Below are 18,349 nucleotides of genomic sequence, written 5' to 3' on the forward strand. Positions count from 1 at the left end.
TCTGCGGAACTATTGCGTGAGCGACGGCTCACCCACACGACACGAATTCAATGGCAGGCATTCAAGCCAATACTGGTCTAATCACTGGCATTCCGATTGCGGAAACGGTCGCGCAGTTACTTGCAATCGAGGCCCAACCGCGCGATTTGCTAGTCTCCCGCACAGAGCTTATCAACGACGAAGCGTCGGCGATTGCCGAGCTAACGGCTAGCGTTCTGAGCTTTCAATTTACGGCCAAGAAGTTCGAGACAAGCACTCTCTTCAACACTTCAAAGGCCACCAGTAGCAATACTTCGTTTCTCTCTGCCACCGTTACAGGAACCCCTAGGGGGGGCAACTACCAATTCACGCCGATCCGTTCGGCTCAATCGCAGCAGCTACTTAGTTCCGGCGTATCCTCCATCACCCAACCACTGTCTTCCGGCCAGATCCAGATCAGCCACGGGCCTAAGCTCGATGACGGGCTTTCTCTGGACCAACTCAACGGAGGACAAGGTGTTCAGCGTGGCAAAATCCGCATTACGGACCGCAGTGGAACTAGCGCTGCAGTTGATTTGAGCTATGCACAGACGATCGACGATGTCTTAAATGCTATCAATGGCAATGATGATATTCAGGTTACTGCTACCGTTGACGGCGATCGTATTAAGTTAACCGATACTTCGGGATCTTCGACATCGAACCTCATCGTTCAGGCTGTGGGGAATAGCAGCACGGCGGCCGACTTAGGTCTGGAAGGAATTAACACCGCGTCCATCACAGCAACCGGTGCCGATCTGCTGAGTCTGCATACCAACACGCTGCTTTCGTCACTTAACGATGGAAATGGTATCAGCGTAAACCACAGTGCAGCAGATCTTTCCGTTGCCTTGCGTGACGGATCCACACTAGAAATCGATCTCGGCAAGGCGGCCGCTCCTGAGGACTTTGCCACTGCGACAACCGTGTCAGGGGATGCCCGGCTCAGTTTCAACTCTGTCCAAAACGGCAGCGAATATGACGGCGTTCAAATTGTTTTCCAAAACAACGGCTCGATTACCCAAGGCAACGAAACGGTCGTATTCGACGGGAACGCCAAAACGCTGTCTTTTCAAATTGAAGCAGGCAAGACTACGGCTGCAGACGTTCTCGCTGCCTTAGAGAACGACGCGACCGCCAGTCAATACTTCACGGCCGAAACCGTCAATAATGGCCTCGGAAACGGGGTCATCGATCCGAACAAAGATTCCGTAACCACCGTCGCAACCAACGGTAGCTCTGCGGCCACCACAACGTCGGTAGATCCTAATGCTGCAATTACCCTGACCGCCAATGGAACCGGCGGATCCTACGATGACGTGACGATCGTTTTCGTGGACGATGTTGGGGTGACCGCAGGTGCAGAAACAGTTACCTACGATGACTCTGACCCAGGTAACAAAACGCTTACAGTTCGGATCAACGCCGGCAACTCTACCGGCGCAAATGTCATCGACGCAATTAACAATGATCCTATAGCAAGTGCGTTATTCACTGCCGCAAATGGTTCCGGCAGTGATGGAACCGGATTGATCGACGTCACCGATACGGCCGTCACTTCCGGCGGCGTACTACAATCGTCCGCAACAACGCCGGATGATGCTGCCAATGGTCAAGTTAATTTAACCGCCAAGGTAAAAGGGGCCGACTCCGATGGCTACCAGATATCTTATGTAGCCGACGAGACGGTAACGCAGGGTAATGAAGTCGTTGAGTTCGACGCCGATGCCCAAACCATCACAGTTCGCATCGCTCAGGGTGAAACGACGGCGACTGATGTTGTCACCGCGCTAAACGGCAATACGGCTTTTGCGGCTTCTTTCTCGGCTTCTAAGCCAACCAGTGCTACGGGCGACCGGATCATCGACGCTTCGATTGAAGCGACGACTGACAAAGGAGAAGCCAGCGAAGCCTCTGACCCACAAACGCTAGGCGAGCTGATCGATACCATCAACGAAGTCGATCCGACGAAACTGCGAGCACAAATTAGCGATGACGGCGATAGCATCGAATTAATCGATCTGTCTACCGACAACGGCGGGTCATTCTCCGTCAGCAGCATTAATAGCAGTTCAACCGCAGAAGATCTCGGCCTTACAGGCACGTCTGCAGACAATACGCTCACAAGCCGTAGGCTACAAGCAGGTTTGAAGACGACGCTATTAACCTCCTTGAATGGTGGACAGGGACTGGGCACTCTCAGCACGATCGCAATTACCGATCGCAGTGGCAGTTCAGCGAACGTCGATTTGTCAGCAGCCGAGACGATCGAAGATGCCATTGATTTGATCAACGCGTCTGGCCTGGCCATCAATGCTAAGGTCAACTTGTCGGGAACTGGCATTTCACTGACCGATACAAGCGGCTCGTTTTCCAGTAACTTTATCGTGGCCAACGCAGACGGCACCAACAGCGCCGAGTTGCTCAACATCGAGCACGACTCGACCGAACTAACTGTTAATTCAGGTAATCTTGGCCGGCAGTTTGTGAATGAGAATACCCGGCTCGACGACCTCAAAGGGGGTGCAGGCATCGAGCGAGGAAAGTTCCTTATCAAGAACAGTGAGGGTGATTCTCGGCTATTCGACATCACAGACGCTTCGTTTGAAACGGTCGGGGATCTAATCGACACAATCAACGCGCAGCTCACCCTGAATGTTGAGGCCAGAATCAACGACCGAGGCGATGGCATCGTCCTGATCGACAAGTCCTCGGGCTCGGGCAAGCTGACCGTCACCGAAGGCAGTTCCATCAATACGGCCGCAAGCCTTGGCCTACTTGGCACCGGAGTAGAAAAAGAAGTCGACGGCGTTACCCGCACCGTCATTGAAGGATCTGAAGTCACGACAATTGACATCGAAGATGGGGAAACCCTCGAAGATGTCATCACCAAGATCAATGATGCTGATATCGGCATCTCTGCTAGTTCGCTCAATACAGGGTCCGGTACAAATCCTGTACGATTGTCGCTGGTCAGCACAATTTCAGGAAGTGAAGGACGAGTCGTAATTGACTCGAGCCAATCGCAATTTCGTTTCGATGAAATTGTCGAAGCCCAGGACGCTCTATTACTATTTGGATCTTCAAGCAATGCATCCGCTGGCATCCTAACGTCTTCGAGTTCCAACAAGTTCAACGAAGTCCTGGAAGGCGTTTCACTAACGGTCAACGCAGCCTCTGATACGGCCATCAACGTGAACGTGCAAGTGTCGGATGAACCCTTGGTAAAAGCAGCCCAGGAATTCGTCGATCAGTATAACGCTCTGCGAGACAAACTTGATTCGCATACCTTTTTCAATGAAGCCGATAACTCGACAGGCATTCTCTTTGGCTCAAATGAAGCACTGCGAATCGATACCGAACTGGGCAACCTGATCACTTCACGCCTGGCCGGCAATGGCAAGTTCCAATCGCTCGAGCAGCTCGGCTTCGAGTTCAATGACACCGGCAAACTAAGCCTGAATTCGACCAAACTCACGGCAGCATTCGCGGAAGACCCGGAAGCGGTAGAAACCTTTTTTACGCGAGAAACGACCGGCTTTGCTCATAAGGTTTATAACCTGACCGAGCAATTTGCTGGCAGAAACAATTCACTGCTTGTCAGTCGAGCTCAAACCCTTCAATCTCGTGCCACCCTAAATACCGATCGCATCACGGCAATGACCGAGCGATTAGAACGCAAGTCCGAGCAACTTCTCAAACAGTTTTACAATCTGGAACTGACCATCGGAAAGCTGCAGAATAACCAGACGGCACTCAGCCAGATCCAGTATATCTCGCCTGACGGCACGTAATTACCGCGTAGCCAGATGTTTCCTCGCAAGACATCCGGCATACCGGTCGATATTACCGATAGACCCGACTCTTCGATCCTCGACTGACCCAAGTTGGTATCCATGAGCTTTGCAAGCGATTCGACGGAAAATTATCTGGAAACCGAAGTTCTTACGGCGACCCCGCAAAAGCTGCAGTTGATGATGATCAACGGAGCAATTCGCTTTGCCTACCAAGCCCAACAGTTAAGCGAGCAGCAAGATAAAGAAGAGGCTTGGGATCGGCTGATGCGTTGCCGAGAAATCGTCGCACAGATTCTCTGCAGCATCAAAGATGACGGGAGTGATCTGATGGGGAACGTTGCCGGGATCTACTTTTTTCTGTTCCAGGAACTCACCGATCTGCATGCAAAGGACGAGTACGCCCGTCTCGATGGCGTCTTAAACGTGCTTAACGAAGAGCGTCAAACCTGGGAAGAGCTATGCCAGCAGATGCCCGAGGCTCCGCAGCGTCCCACTGAAAACGAGCGCGAGATCACATCTTCGGACGCCGAAGAAATCATGGGAACGCTCAACGACAATGTCCATTCAGAGAGCTTTGAGCAGCGTCTACCTAGTTCGTATGGCGACGATAGCGGCGCGGCCTTTTACCCTAATGCCGGTGGTGGGATCTCATTTGACGCATAATGGCGCCTACAACATCAACTTCCGTCCAAAAAGACGTGTTATCTCGCCAGAATCACCTCGGTTCCCTGGTTGATGGAAAACCCCAATCCACGCAACAATGGGTGGTTTGATTTTCACCGCTTCACCCCAACCAGGGACCTAGTATCTTGGCCGAGAAAAAACTGATTCGAGTAGGGCATAGCCCTGACCCGGACGATGCGTTCATGTTCTATGCGTTGGCCTGCGACAAGATCGATACCGGCAATTATCGGTTTGAGCACGAGTTGGTCGATATCGAAACGCTTAATCGACGCGCGTTCTCCGGCGAATTGGAATTAACCGCGATCAGCATCCATGCATACGCTCACTTGCATGATAAATATGCGATCTGCTCGTGCGGAGCGAGCATGGGTGACAACTATGGCCCAATGGTCATCGCCAAGCAAGCGCTCACTCAAGACGAGTTAAAGACCAAGACCATTGCCGTTCCAGGCACTCTGACGTCTGCCTTTCTAGGGCTACAGATGTACCTGGGACAGGAATTTGAGCACGTCGTCGTTCCCTTTGACGAAATCATTGAGGTCACTGCGGCTGGAGAGTACCAGGGCAAGCAGATTGATGCCGGCCTGATCATCCACGAAGGTCAGCTCACCTATCAACGCCAAGACTTGCAATTGATTGTCGACCTGGGCGTCTGGTGGCACGATCGTACTGATGGACTGCCACTTCCCTTGGGTGCCAATGGCATCCGCAAGGACCTGGGCGACGAGACCATTCGTGAAGTGACCCGTCTGCTGAAAGAGAGTATTGTCTACGGTCTGGAAAACCGTCAGCCAGCACTGGACTACGCTCTGCAGTTCGGTCGAGGCCTCGACAATCAACTCGCCGACAAATTTGTCGGAATGTACGTTAATGACTGGACCATCGACTTTGGTGAACGTGGCCGTGAGTCGGTCACTCGCTTCCTGAAGGAAGGCTACGAACTCGGAGCTATTCCCGAATTGATCACACCTGAGTTTATCGACGGTTAGTGCGCCGAGATCAGCGAGGAATTCATTTCCAAATTGGTAATGAACGGTACTCCAATTGCATGGTAATATTGGAGTACCGAGATTTACCGATTTGATAGGAAAGTCCCCGCAGCATGACAGCCTGGCAATCGCAACTGAGTGCGGAGATCGACCAAAAGAGCGATCAGCTTGTTCAATTCCGCCGCAACCTTCATCGTTTTCCGGAAGTTTCTGGCGAAGAATTTCAGACAAGTCTCTCTCTCTACCAAGCACTAGGCGACATGGGCCTCTCGGTGCGAATGGGGCCTGAAGGTCGTGGCGTGATCGCCGATCTAGATACCTATGAAAGCGATGGATCAACCGTCATTGCCTTGCGTGGCGATATCGACGCTCTCCCTATCCATGACTGCAAGCAGGTCGAATACGGCAGCCAAGTCGATGGGGTAATGCATGCCTGCGGTCACGACGCTCATACAACGCTTGTCCTAGGTGCCGCCCAGGCAATTCAAGCATTATCGAAGAAAAATGCGTTGCCTTGGCCGATTCGATCCCGCTTTATCTTTCAGCCTGCTGAAGAAACGTGCGTCGGCGCCCAAGCTATGATCAAGGCCGGAGCGTTAGAAGATGTCTCAGCGATCATGGCCACACACATGGAGCCTGGGCTTCCCTATGGCAAAGTGGGTTTCCGCAAAGGAGAACTGACAGCCAATTGCGAAGAGATTCACATCACAATTCATGGGTCGAGCGGCCATGGTGCACGTCCTTACGAAGCAAATGACCCAATTGCCGCAGCGGCGCAGCTAATCAACACACTCTATCTCGCTTTACCTCGCGTCACGCAAACTCACGAGGCGGTTGTCGTCAGTTTTGGGCAAATCCACGGTGGATCGAGCGCCAACGTTATTCCGGAAACGGTTCAACTGCAAGGAACCATGCGGACGCTGCAACCTCAAACACGCACGGAAACGATTCGTCACATCCATCGTATTGCTGACGGAATCGCGATGGCAACCCAGACCGAAATTGAGGTCAGTTTCGACCTGGGAACACCTGCGGTCCGGAACGATGATAACGTGATTGACCTGCTCAAAGAGAATTGCGTAGAGCTACTAGGCATGCCGGGCATCTACGAGGTTCCGCGTGCCAGCATGGGCGGAGAGGACTTCTCGTTCTATCTGGATCATGTTCCAGGGGCGATGATTCGTCTCGGCTGTGCCACGCCAGGCGTTAGCAACTGGCCTCTTCTGCATAGCACGCGATTCGATATTGACGAGAGAGTTTTGCCGTTGGGAGCTAACCTGTTGGCCCGCAGCGTTATTGCCTGCTTCGAGCCTGGCTCGCGATTCAACACCCAACTCCTGCAGTCTCGGACGACTTCTCATCCCGATTCGGCTTCAGACTAGGACGCCCCTCATGTCGAAAATCGAATTTCGTGCCAATAACTATCCGACCCTTGGCGTAGAACTCGAGCTAGGTCTGATCGATAGCAAGTCGATGCAATTATCGTCTGCCGTTCAGACAATCCTCGATCAATTACCCGAAGAAGAAAAAGGGCAATACAAGCCCGAGCTAATGCAGTGTTGCCTCGAGATTAACACAGGAATTTGCCACACTGTCGACGAGGCCGAGCAAGACCTTTCTGCCAAGATCAAACGCATCGAGACCGTTTTAGATAAGCTTGGGCTAAAACTTTGGTGGGCGGCCACACACCCTTTTTCTCGTTGGAAAGATCAAGAGGTGACCCAAAACCAGCGATACTTAGACTTGCTGGAATTGCTACAAGAGATGGCCCGGCGTCTGGTTACTCAGGGTTTGCACGTACACGTAGGAGTCGAGTCAGGCGACAAAGCCGTCATGCTTTGCGATCGCATCATGCAATACTTGCCCCTGTTGTTGGCGCTTTCTGGTTCGAGTCCTTATTGGGAAGGACGCGACACCGGTCTTTCGTCTCATCGCAGCAAGATCATGGAAGGGCTTCCAACCGCTGGAATTCCGACGCTCATGCGGAACTGGAGCGAGTACGTGTGGATCGTCAACCATATGGTCGACACAGGCTTCATCAATACCATCCGGGAAATTTGGTGGGACGTTCGCCCGCACCACAACTTTGGAACGGTTGAAGTTCGCATTTGCGATATGCCTGGCAACATGAACGATGTCATGGCACTGACCGCTATGACACAGTGCTTAATCGTCTATCTTTCACGTGATATCGACGAAGGGGCTTATCAGCACGATTGCCACCCGATGATGGTCCGGCAGAACAAATGGCGAGCGGCCCGCTATGGGACATCGGCTCGACTGGTCAACTCGTTCACCTTCGATGTCGAAACTGTACCTGAGATGACCAAACGCCTAGTAACCAACTTGGCACCGCTGGCTAAACGTCTGCAATGCGCCGACCAACTCGAGCATTGCAACGTCATCGCCAATCGCCCTAGCTGGGCTGCGCAGCAGCGAAAGCTGCTACAAGAAACAGGATCAGCGGCCGAGATGGTCCGAATTCTATCCGATGGATCGAGACTATCCAAAGCCGCTGGTTCCGAAGAATCAACCGTTTAACCTATCGACCCACTACGCCGTGCCGGCTGGGTTAAAGTACTCTGGTTCCTTTCCGGAGATCCACTTGATATTGCAGCCAATGCTGGGCATTTGCGGTTCCGGCACAGCTTGGCCTTCGACAACAGCATCGACCGCTTTGCGAAGATCGTCGCCAGTCACGGCGATATCACCACCGGGCCTGCTGGCATCAAACTGCCCACGATAAGCAAGCTTCTTCTCGGCATCGAAGACATAAAAATCTGGCGTGCAAGCTGCTTTGTAGGCCTTGGCAATACTCTGATCTTCGTCGTACAGATAAGGAAACGTGTAGCCACGGTTTTCGGCTTCATGAACCATTTGCTCTGGAGAATCGTCCGGGTGTTTTGCCACGTCGTTGGAACTAATCCCCACTACAGCCACCCCCTTCTGCTGGCATTCTCGACCAAAATCGGCCAAGGCATCCGCCAGATGCTTCACGAATGGACAGTGATTGCACATGAAGATTACGACCAGCGCCTTCGCGTCTGAAAAGTCGGCAAGCGAGACCGTCTTTGAATCGACATTCAACAGCGAAAAATCGGGAGCAGGCGTTCCCAGCGGAAGCATAGTACTGGCGGTCTTAACCATCGGATAATTGTCCTGGGGTAGTGGATGCGGGAAGTCGTAAACCGTTTCCGTATTCTAACGCAGCAGCAGGCTCTCTCAACCGCAGGCCACGGTCACGACGGCATTAAGATTCAGCGATGCCAAACAGTTTTCGCGCGTTAGCCGTCGTCGTGCGAGCCATTTCCTGGAGATCGACACCCCGTTCATTCGCCAGACATGCTCCGGTATGCACAACAAGTGCCGGCTCGTTGGGTCGCTGTTTACGGCATGGCTCAGGACTCAAGTAAGGGCAATCCGTTTCTACCAGCAAACGATCTGCGGGGATCGTTTTCGCCACGTCGCGGAGTTCCTGATTTTTTTTGAACGTCAACATGCCAGCAAAGCTAATATGCATTCCGCATGCGACACCTAGTTCAGCCAGTTGGGTGTTTCCGGTATACGAATGCAGAATCCCCGAAAGGGGCCCCTCGGTCTTCGAGGCTTCCAACCACTCGACGATGTCGTCTTCGCAGTCACGCATATGAATAACGAGTGGCTTGCTGTAAGCCCTTGATTTCTCGACATGCCACTGCAAGTACTGTTTCTGAAGTTCGATCGGGGCGAAGTCCCAGTATCGATCAAGGCCTGTCTCTCCGATGGCAACTACCTTCGGGTGGGGAATCAACTGTTCGATTTCATCGAGGTCTCCTTCGTTTGCCTCGGCACTATGATTAGGATGAATCCCCACCGAAGCGTAGACGTTCTGAAATCGCTCAGCCAACTGGACGCAAATCCGGCTATCCTCCAGGGTAGTTCCGATCGCAACAATCGTTCCGACACCAGCCTTTTGGGCACGTCCTATTACGTCATCGATTTGCGGTAGAAGCCCTTCGTCGAACAAATGGGCGTGTGTGTCAAACCATTCCACGGTGTTTACTCTTTTGTTGGCACATAACAGCGTATCCGAATCGTTCCATAGTAACGCGAGCAACGCTCTAAAGAAACGGCCGTTACGTCCTCATCGCTGGCGAATCACCATTGGCTTCGGCGAGATTTTCCAAATGGCCGACGGCCAATCCGATCGCCATATTGATCAGCAAATACGATGGTTGATCTCGATCAACCCATGTAACGATCTCTTCCAACGTCTTCAGAAGGCGACGCTCGTAGCGTGTAAGTTCCTGCAGTATGAAATCGAGGGAGAGGTCGTTCAGGTCGGTATAAGCCATCGGAAAGTCCCCCAACGAAACAGGCCGGTCATCCGCTTCAAGCACGCGTAGGATACGCTGGACCAAATCATGATGATCCGCTGCGATATCCTCAATAATGCCTGCTTTTGATTCGCTGCCGATTCTTACCCAGGGGCGAGCATACGTTAGATAGGTTGGCAGCGAACGATGATGTAAAGCGGCAATTCGGTTCAGAATCTCAAATTGTTTGGCAGGCAACATTGGCAGCAATTCACCTAAAGCATCACGAGACCAAACCGCGAACGGCCTGCTGAATCCAAACGTTTAAAAAGTCCCAACCCACAATCAATACTAAGACAGGTATCGTTAAACACCACAAATAGCCTGTCTGCAAAATGCTTGGCGAGTTTCGCATCGGAGTTGTATCGGCATCGACAGGGTCGATTGTCATCGTTTTCACAATACGAAGATAGTAAAACAAACTAATCGCCGTATTCAGGCAGCCAATCACCAGCAAAGCAACCAGATACGTTTCACCACTTGCTAGATACCCTCGGGCCAGTCCGGCAAAGACCGCAAACTTGCCAATAAAACCCGCCAGCGGAGGAAGACCGACAAGACTGATCAGCAAGATTGTTAGGCAAATCGTGAACGACTTACTACGATGTATCATACCTGCATAGTCGCGAATCTCTTCACTTCGTGTGACATCACGCACCATGGCCACCACGGCGAACGCCCCTAGATTCATCAGCAGATAGACTGCAATGTAAAGCCCCAGATAGCCGACACACTGACCTGCCGCGATAGGATCGATCGAGATGAGAGCGAGTACGGCAGGCACAGCCATCATCATGTAGCCTGCGTGAGCAATAGTGGAATAGGCCAAGAGCCGCTTAATATTCGTCTGAGCGAAGGCAGCCAAATTTCCGAACGTACACGTTATGGCCGCTATCGCAGCAATCAGCCAAGCCACGAAGTTGCGCACGGAACCCAGTGCCGATCCCACCGCTTCGGATTCAACGGCAATGGCATTCGCACTACTATTTTCCCAGTCCACTAATAAAAGTGGGGCACTCTCCAAACATGTGAGCCCTACAGCAACGCGTAGGAGCAGTGCTAAGGCTGCGGCCTTCGAGGCCACGGAAAGAAATGCTCCGACCTCGGCCGTGGCTCCTTCAAAAACGTCAGGACACCATTGATGAAACGGAACCGCAGACAGCTTGAAAGCTACGCCCACTAGTATCATTAATGTAGCCATCACCATGATTACGCTCTCGGCAGGCGAAATGCCGGAGGCTGCCATTTCCGCAAGACGCAAAGCCATTGTCGGAAGATGGGCCGAATTCAGTATTCCGGACAAGAGGCTGATTCCATACAGCATCACTCCCGCTGTACCTGCTCCGTAGACCGCATATTTCAGCGCGGCTTCCGATCCCTTCCTATCGTGACGATGGATCGCCACCATCACATACGACGGTACCGATGCCATCTCGATTGCGAGAAAGATCATCAACACATGATTCGTTGACGCCATCAAGCACATGCCTAAAGTTGAACCTAGCACCAAGGTCACAAAGTCAGGGCTATCGGGTTTGCGGTGTGCCTGGGTTAATTTGACAAGGACGAAGAAAAGCAGCAGAAAGACTAGCAAGAACGTTTTTATCACGACAGAAAATCCATCGTGAACCAGCATACCGGTAAAGATCTCGACCCTCGGTAAATCACCAATCGCAACCATACGGGCCGGACTTTGTGAGATGTCCCATGGGGCCAGTGGTGACAATACCCCCAGAGCAACCAGGGTGCCCACCAAGGCGAACCAGGTCGAGTCAATTCTCTCGGAAAACGCGAATATACGTGCCAAGAGAATCACCAAAATCGTCGCGCATAATACCAGTTCAACCCCAAACCCAATGAGGCTGGCAAAGGTATCGGACGTCAGGTGATTCACAAGGGTGAAAAACATGCTGGATAAAAATCTACTTAGGGAGCGTTCGCGGCAACTTCTTGATCGGCTTCTTCTCGTTCGGCTCGAAGCTTAGGAAGCTTCACTTCCTCGGTCCACTCGACCAAGTCGGCCACCTGTTGATCGACCGTGGCGTCCATGTATCGGAACATCGTCGCTGGAAAAACCCCTAGCACGACTGCCAATACACAAAGGGGCAGGGCAATGGCCATCTCGCGTAGACTGATCTCCGACAATCCTTCCGGGTGCGGGCCTCGATACTCAGGCCCAAGATAGACGCGTTGAATTGCCCACAATATGTAAGCGGCCGTCAGAATAACGACAGCCGCTGAAATCGCGGCTAATGTGGCACTTAACTTCCAAACCGAAAGGACAACAAAGACTTCGCCGATGAAACCACAAAGACCAGGCAAACCTAATCCCGCGAAAAACAACAGCATCGCCATCGCCGTGTAAATGGGCATTTTGCCGTACAATCCGCCGAATTGATTCAAATCACGATGATGCACGCGGTCGTAGATCACGCCGACCATGAAGAACATTCCAGCCGAACTGATCCCATGACCAATCATCTGGAACAGAGCGCCTTTGACACCCATGCTCCACGAAATCGGATCAAATACAGATCCGGCGGTTGCACTCCATACCCCCAGGCCAAGCACGACGTAGCCCATGTGACTCACCGAGCTATAGGCGACCATTCGCTTAAAGTCTTTTTGAGCCAGTGCGGCGAACGCCCCATAAACCATGCTAGTGACGCCAACGATACATACGACCCATACAAGATCGTAACCAGCGTCAGGACAGATCGGGTAGCAAATCCGCACGATCCCATAGCCCCCCATCTTTAATAGTACTCCGGCTAGAATCATTGACACCGGCGTGGGAGCTTCTACGTGGGCATCCGGCAACCAGGTATGCAGTGGTACACTGGGAACCTTGATCACGAAACCAATAAACAGCAGTACAAACGCCCACCACTGAATCGACTTTCCGAACAACAACGCCTGATCGAATACGTCTGTATGTTGGCCGAGTTGCTGGAGGGCCAAAATGTTGAACGTGTGCACCGGATATTCACTAGCGTCAATCTTTGACTTGTAGACTTCTGCGGCCATCAACTGGCCAGCATCATCCCAGGAAGCTACATGTGCGGCGGCTAGTTGTTCGGCAGAGAGCTGTCGCAGATCGCTATTAAAATACAGCATTAATAGAGCGATCAGCATTAGCACACTGCCAAACAGCGTGTACAAGAAGAACTTGATCGCGGCGTATTCCTTACGTGGCCCACCCCAGACCCCAATCAGGAAGTACATCGGGAGCAGCATGACTTCCCAAAATATGTAGAACAAAAAGAAGTCGAGCGACAGAAACACGCCCATCATGCCGGCAAGCAGAAGCAGGTAAAGCACGCAGTAGCTCTTTACGTATTTGTCGATCGTCCAACTGGCCCCCATGGCCAAGAAAGAAATCAATGCCGTTAGCATTAGCAAGGGAAAACTAATTCCGTCGACACCAAGAAAGAATTGAATATCGAACGACGGAATCCACGAGGTTTGGACGACTTTTTGAACGCCCGCTTCATTGATTTCAAAACTGACAGCATCACTCCCAGGCAGCGCAATCCATAGCGTTGGCAGCAAGACGAGCAACGTGACCAACAACGTAAACCAGCGCAGCAGCGATTTATTTTCCGATGGAAAAAACAACAGAGCGATCGCTCCCACAACTGGTGTGAAGATCAGCGATGTCACGATTAAACTTGCCAAGTTATCCATACAGGTGCCTCAAGGGCAAAAACCTTCGCCATTACCGAGCCAAGGAATAGGTCCAAAAGCTAAGGATCAAAAACAACGCGACGGTACTGACGACAATCAGCATCACATACTGTCGTAAACTACCTGTTTGCAGCGTTCGCAAACTGTTGCCCAATCGATAAGTCTGCCACGAGAACCAGTTCACGAAACCGTCAACACCTCGGTGATCGATCCAATAGTCAGAAAGGTTGGCCAAGCGAACCGCCAGCCACACCATGCTATTAACAAGTCGGTCGATCACCAGTCGATCAAACATAGCGACACAAGTCGCAACTGCCAGCGTGCCGCGAACAAATACGGCCTGATAAATCTCGTCGAAGTACCATTTATTAGCGAGAACGCGATACAACGGATCGAACGAACGCCGCACATCCGCTGGATCCAAGGTTCTCCATAGATAAAACACCGACGCCAACAAGATACCGCTGATTGCCGCTCCGAATGCCAGCAGCCCAACTGGCCCCTTAACTGCGGCAACGTGCCCCTTCGATTCTTCCGGCAATATGACACTCCAATGACTACCAGATATATCTTGCCAAATTCCTGCCGGCCGAGCCTGTTCAATCGTACTAGAGAGCGTCGGCAGACCAGCCCAACCGTAGATCGGCCAGGCAACAACAACAGCCAGAATCGATAGCAACACCAGCGGCACGATCATCACTCTTGGCGACTCATGGGCGTGTCCGTGCTTTTGGGCGGAACGTGGCTCACCGAGAAACGTCAGGTACCACATTCGGAACATGTAAAACGCCGTCAGGCATGCTCCACCGCAAGCAGCAGAGAAGAAAACCGTTCCCCAAACCGGATTGAAATTGCGAAACGAAAACACCTGTTCCAGGATAGCATCTTTCGAGTAGTAACCACTTAATCCAATCGGCAGCCCGAAGATGGACGGAATGCCGATGCCAGAGATCGCCAGGCAGCCTACGAGCATCGTGAAACCGGTCCACGGCATTTTGCGAATGAGCCCGCCCATCTGAGGCATTTCGTTGGTATGCACCGCATGGATCACCGAACCTGAGCACAAGAACAGCAAGCTCTTGAAACATGCATGGGTTATTAAGTGCATCACGCCTGCGGCCCAGCCCCCCACACCAAGAGCCAACATCATGAAGCCCAGCTGACTTACCGTCGAATACGCCAACACACGTTTAATGTCGGTCGCGACTAGGGCGATTGTTGCCCCAATCAACAACGTCGCGCACCCCAAGCAAGCAATCACCAGCAGCACTTCCGGGAGGAAGATTGGATACGACCGGGCTACTAAGAACACACCTGCTGCAACCATCGTGGCCGAATGCACTAGAGCCGACACAGGCGTTGGACCTTCCATCGCATCGGGCAGCCAGACGTGCAGCGGGAACTGGGCACTCTTGCCAACGCACCCGCAGAAGATCCCCAGGCCGGCGACCATCAACAGCATATATCCATATTTCGTGTTGTCTCCACCGGTTGTCCCGTCGCGCCACATATCAATCGCCGCATCAACTTTCGCGGCCAATTGCTCTTGGCTTAGTGGCTCAACAGAAGCCAGCGCCATCTCGTCAATTCGATCCGCAGCCGCCAAGCGGACCATCCCATCTGGCACCTTTAGCGCGTAGTGGCTTTCTTCGCTCCGCGTCTGCGAAAAGACGCCTCTACTCGAACCAGAGATATCACCGAAATTGAGCGTTCCCATACTCGCCCATAAGGCCATCAGCCCGACAAGCATTCCAAAGTCACCGACTCGATTGACAATGAATGCCTTGTTGGCAGCGAAAGACGCCGATTGGCGTTCGACGTAAAAACCGATCAAAAACCAGGAACAGAGCCCGACCAACTCCCAAAAGACAAACGTCATTAGGAAGTTCCCAGAAATCACCAGCCCCAGCATGCTAAAGCAGAATAGAGAAAGAGCCTGAAAAAAACGAGCGTATCGGCCAGGTCGACGTAGCGATTCTCCGTCAGCAAGCAGCGCTTCATTGTCGACGACTTCATGCAATTCGTCGTGCATGTAGCCCATGGAATAGAAATGAATGCACGTGGCAATGAATGTCACCATGCAGAACATGAGGATCGTCAGTGCGTCGATGTAGTAATTAATGCCAACGTCAGCCCCAGCGAAACTTGCCAGGGTATAGCCACTGCCTGTGATGATCGGTGGGGCATAATGCTCCGTCGCATGATGCGGGTCACTCACCGAATGGGGTACAGGTATTTCATGAGCGGCAAACCAAATCACTGCCACGAAGAACGACAAAACGGTCGAAGTCAAAATAGCACTTGTTGCTATCCACGCTGCCGGTTTTCCACGCCTACCAAGACGTGTGGCTGCCAGTAGGATCACGCAAAACGACACCAACGGTATCAAGACCGCGGCCGTTAGCAAGCTCGGAAGGTATGGCAGAAAAACGTCCATCAACCTTTTAGTTCATCCGCACGATCGACATCGATTGTCGCATGGTTGTTGTAAAAATTCAGGGCGATCGCCAATGCGACCGCAGCTTCCGCCGCCGCCAACACGATGACAAACAACGCGATCATATGCCCGTCGAGACCCAAGTTCTCTTCACGAAAGTAAGGACTCGCAAATCCTACGAAATTGACAATGGATCCATTGAGCACCAACTCAATTCCCATCAAGATGCCCAGGGCATTCCGCTTGGTCGCCATACAGACCACCCCGGTCACAAACAGAAATGCTCCGACCGCTAGAAAGTGAGATAATCCGACAGGTTCGCTTAAAAAGCTCATCGCTGGTCGTCTCCGTGATGATGTCGCTTGGCTCTGGCCAGGAACGCGGCCCCGACTAACACGACCAACAAATGTACCGAAATGATTTCAAAGGGAAGAAGATAACCCGCTAACCCTGTTTCCTCGTTTTCGATCTTGTCAGCCCTCACACCCAGCAGGGCCAAACCAATCTCTCCGGTTCGCTGCGGCATCCCTTCGCTGGCCTTTGCAGCCATAAGCTCTAGCTTGCGTCGCTGTTCTTCGGTAATCTCATCTCCGCGAGCCTGCTGGCTCGTGAGTTCTTTTGCGAAAGCGATTAACTCAGCATCCATGTTGGATTGATAATCCGAGCTTTGCCACTGCGGAATAAGAAACACCAGTTGCACCAAAACGGCCAGCAAGGTGCCGCCAACCAAGAGACCAAGTATCCAGTCGCTGGCCTTGGTCTGCATGGTGACAAACGCTTTTTGTGCCGTGAGCATAACGCCGAATATCAGCAGCACGACCGTGCCACCCACGTAGATCATCAACTGTATTGCTCCGACAAAATACGCTCCGGCCAGAAACAGCAATCCGCTGGTTGCGGCCAAGCTGACGATCAATGCAAACGCCATCCGCACGATGTTGTTCGTCATCGCGACGATAACGGCAAAGCCGCAAGCACACAGGGAAATGACATAAAACATCACCGTGTGCCAGTTGATGGCCGCTTCACCAGTGGCTGCAAGAAGGGGAGTCATTCGACGTCTCCTGTCTTGTCGGTAGACGACGAAAGCGACTGCAGCAAAGCCTCGGCTTGTTTCTCACCCGTCTTAAACCAACCCTCGCGTACGAGCGCACGCTCTTGGGCTGGCAACAGATCATTGAAGAAGGGAACGCCCAACGCAGTCCAGAACATAACGCCCAACAAGCAGACCGCCGAAATCGGAACGCAGTACTTCAGACACATTGTGATTACCTGATCGACACGCAGACGGGGAAAAGTCCAACGCACCCACATCATCCCGATCACACCAAGCGAAGCTTTGATCAATAAGCAAATCACACCGAAGATGTTGGCTATCGAACTGAACCACCAGCAGTTCCCTAAATAGTCGGGAAACCAATCCATGAGCGCGCTGAATATCGGGATCGGACCATTCCATCCGCCAAAGAACAAAATCGCTGCCAAAGCCGATACCAAGATCATCGAACCATACTCGGCCATGAAGAACAGACTCCACCGCATACCGGAGTACTCGGTAAGAAACCCGGCGACAAGTTCACTTTCTGCTTCGGCCAAATCGAAAGGAGCTCGATTCACACTGGCAACCGCGCAGGTAAAGTAAACCCAAAATACGATGAAGACAAAGGGATCGTGGAAGATGAGCCAATTGGTAAACAAGCCCCGCTGTTGATCGCCAATGGCAACCAGGTCCATGGTTCCGCATATCATCACCGGAACGATTACACAGATACCCAGCGGGACTTCATAACTGACTACCTGAGCCGCTTGCCGCATCGCACCGAATAAAGACCACTTCGACCCTGACGAGTAGCCGGCCAAGATCACGCCAAAGACTTCCAACCCTAAGACAGCAATCAGGAAAAACAATCCAATATTCAGATGCAACGCCACCCAACCAGAAGCGAAGGGGAGGGCCATAAACGCCGCAAAGCTGGCAGCGAATGCCACGTAAGGAGCAATTTTGAAAAGAATGGGATCGGCATCCTTAGGCATCAAGTCTTCTTTGGAGAGAAGCTTAATTCCGTCGGCCAACGATTGAAGCCATCCGAATGCTCCACCGGTGCGAGTTGGCCCCAGGCGATCTTGAATACGGCCAGATACTTTCCGTTCGGCCCAGATGAAAACAAACGCCCCCAGAGCGATCACATTGACCAGCAAGAATGCTTGAATCAGCGCGGCGACCGTGTACCCCAGGAATTCCCATCCTGCAGGAAACCAACCTGCGAAGAACTCTCCCACGTGCGCGCTTTCCTTGTGCGTATAAAAACCGGGCAAAACACTGTCTTTTCCCGGATCCTCATGATACCGGGCCAGGCTCCCGGCGAAAACTACTCAGTCGTT

At 52.2% G+C, this 18,349-nt stretch carries 14 protein-coding genes; 5 read left to right on the forward strand and 9 right to left on the reverse strand.

Going from position 1 to position 18,349, the window contains the following annotated elements; translation table 11 throughout:
* Positions 1-50 precede the first annotated feature (50 nt).
* The 5 genes from fliD to HOV93_RS20890 all read left to right on the forward strand — a co-directional run bounded on the left by fliD (position 51) and on the right by HOV93_RS20890 (position 8,029).
* Positions 51-3,812: a flagellar filament capping protein FliD gene (gene fliD / locus HOV93_RS20870; RefSeq protein ID WP_207398488.1), complete on the forward strand. Its 3,762-nt coding sequence runs from the start codon at positions 51-53 to the stop codon at positions 3,810-3,812.
* 102 nt (positions 3,813-3,914) lie between these two features.
* Positions 3,915-4,478: a flagellar export chaperone FliS gene (locus HOV93_RS20875; RefSeq protein WP_207398489.1), complete on the forward strand. Its 564-nt coding sequence runs from the start codon at positions 3,915-3,917 to the stop codon at positions 4,476-4,478.
* A gap of 146 nt (positions 4,479-4,624) precedes the next feature.
* On the forward strand, positions 4,625-5,488 hold the full coding sequence (locus tag HOV93_RS20880; protein WP_235990746.1) for an MqnA/MqnD/SBP family protein: 864 nt from the start codon (positions 4,625-4,627) through the stop codon (positions 5,486-5,488).
* Between the two features lie 113 nt (positions 5,489-5,601).
* Positions 5,602-6,870 carry a M20 metallopeptidase family protein gene (locus HOV93_RS20885; RefSeq protein WP_207398490.1) on the forward strand — a complete coding sequence of 423 codons (1,269 nt, stop codon included), beginning with the start codon at positions 5,602-5,604 and terminating at the stop codon, positions 6,868-6,870.
* Positions 6,871-6,880: 10 nt separating this feature from the next.
* Positions 6,881-8,029, forward strand: coding sequence for a carboxylate-amine ligase (locus tag HOV93_RS20890; RefSeq protein ID WP_207398491.1), 1,149 nt, complete (start codon positions 6,881-6,883; stop codon positions 8,027-8,029).
* Positions 8,030-8,041: 12 nt separating this feature from the next.
* Here the strand turns inward: HOV93_RS20890 and HOV93_RS20895 are convergent, their stop codons facing one another.
* From HOV93_RS20895 to nuoH, 9 genes are all read right to left on the reverse strand, one after another.
* Positions 8,042-8,635 (reverse strand): thioredoxin family protein, encoded by a 594-nt coding sequence (locus tag HOV93_RS20895; protein ID WP_207398492.1) that lies wholly within the window; start codon positions 8,633-8,635, stop codon positions 8,042-8,044.
* Between the two features lie 103 nt (positions 8,636-8,738).
* Positions 8,739-9,521, reverse strand: coding sequence for a TatD family hydrolase (locus tag HOV93_RS20900; RefSeq protein ID WP_207398493.1), 783 nt, complete (start codon positions 9,519-9,521; stop codon positions 8,739-8,741).
* A gap of 82 nt (positions 9,522-9,603) precedes the next feature.
* Positions 9,604-10,044 (reverse strand): hypothetical protein, encoded by a 441-nt coding sequence (locus tag HOV93_RS20905; RefSeq protein ID WP_207398494.1) that lies wholly within the window; start codon positions 10,042-10,044, stop codon positions 9,604-9,606.
* 22 nt (positions 10,045-10,066) lie between these two features.
* Positions 10,067-11,752, reverse strand: coding sequence for an NADH-quinone oxidoreductase subunit N (locus tag HOV93_RS20910; protein ID WP_207398495.1), 1,686 nt, complete (start codon positions 11,750-11,752; stop codon positions 10,067-10,069).
* A gap of 17 nt (positions 11,753-11,769) precedes the next feature.
* Complete coding sequence (locus tag HOV93_RS20915) at positions 11,770-13,530, reverse strand: complex I subunit 4 family protein (RefSeq protein WP_207398496.1); 1,761 nt, start codon at positions 13,528-13,530, stop codon at positions 11,770-11,772.
* Between the two features lie 31 nt (positions 13,531-13,561).
* Positions 13,562-15,967 carry an NADH-quinone oxidoreductase subunit L gene (gene nuoL / locus HOV93_RS20920; protein WP_207398497.1) on the reverse strand — a complete coding sequence of 802 codons (2,406 nt, stop codon included), beginning with the start codon at positions 15,965-15,967 and terminating at the stop codon, positions 13,562-13,564.
* Positions 15,967-16,302, reverse strand: a complete 336-nt coding sequence (gene nuoK / locus HOV93_RS20925) for an NADH-quinone oxidoreductase subunit NuoK (protein WP_207398498.1) — start codon at positions 16,300-16,302, stop codon at positions 15,967-15,969. The genes nuoL and nuoK overlap by 1 nt, the downstream gene beginning before the upstream one ends.
* Positions 16,299-17,021, reverse strand: a complete 723-nt coding sequence (locus tag HOV93_RS20930) for an NADH-quinone oxidoreductase subunit J family protein (RefSeq protein ID WP_207398499.1) — start codon at positions 17,019-17,021, stop codon at positions 16,299-16,301. The genes nuoK and HOV93_RS20930 overlap by 4 nt, the downstream gene beginning before the upstream one ends.
* On the reverse strand, positions 17,018-18,247 hold the full coding sequence (gene nuoH, locus HOV93_RS20935) for an NADH-quinone oxidoreductase subunit NuoH (RefSeq protein WP_207398500.1): 1,230 nt from the start codon (positions 18,245-18,247) through the stop codon (positions 17,018-17,020). Before nuoH ends, HOV93_RS20930 begins: the two co-directional genes overlap by 4 nt.
* Positions 18,248-18,349 lie beyond the last annotated feature (102 nt).

Source organism: Bremerella alba (assembly GCF_013618625.1).
In the GTDB taxonomy this organism is placed as follows: domain Bacteria; phylum Planctomycetota; class Planctomycetia; order Pirellulales; family Pirellulaceae; genus Bremerella; species Bremerella alba.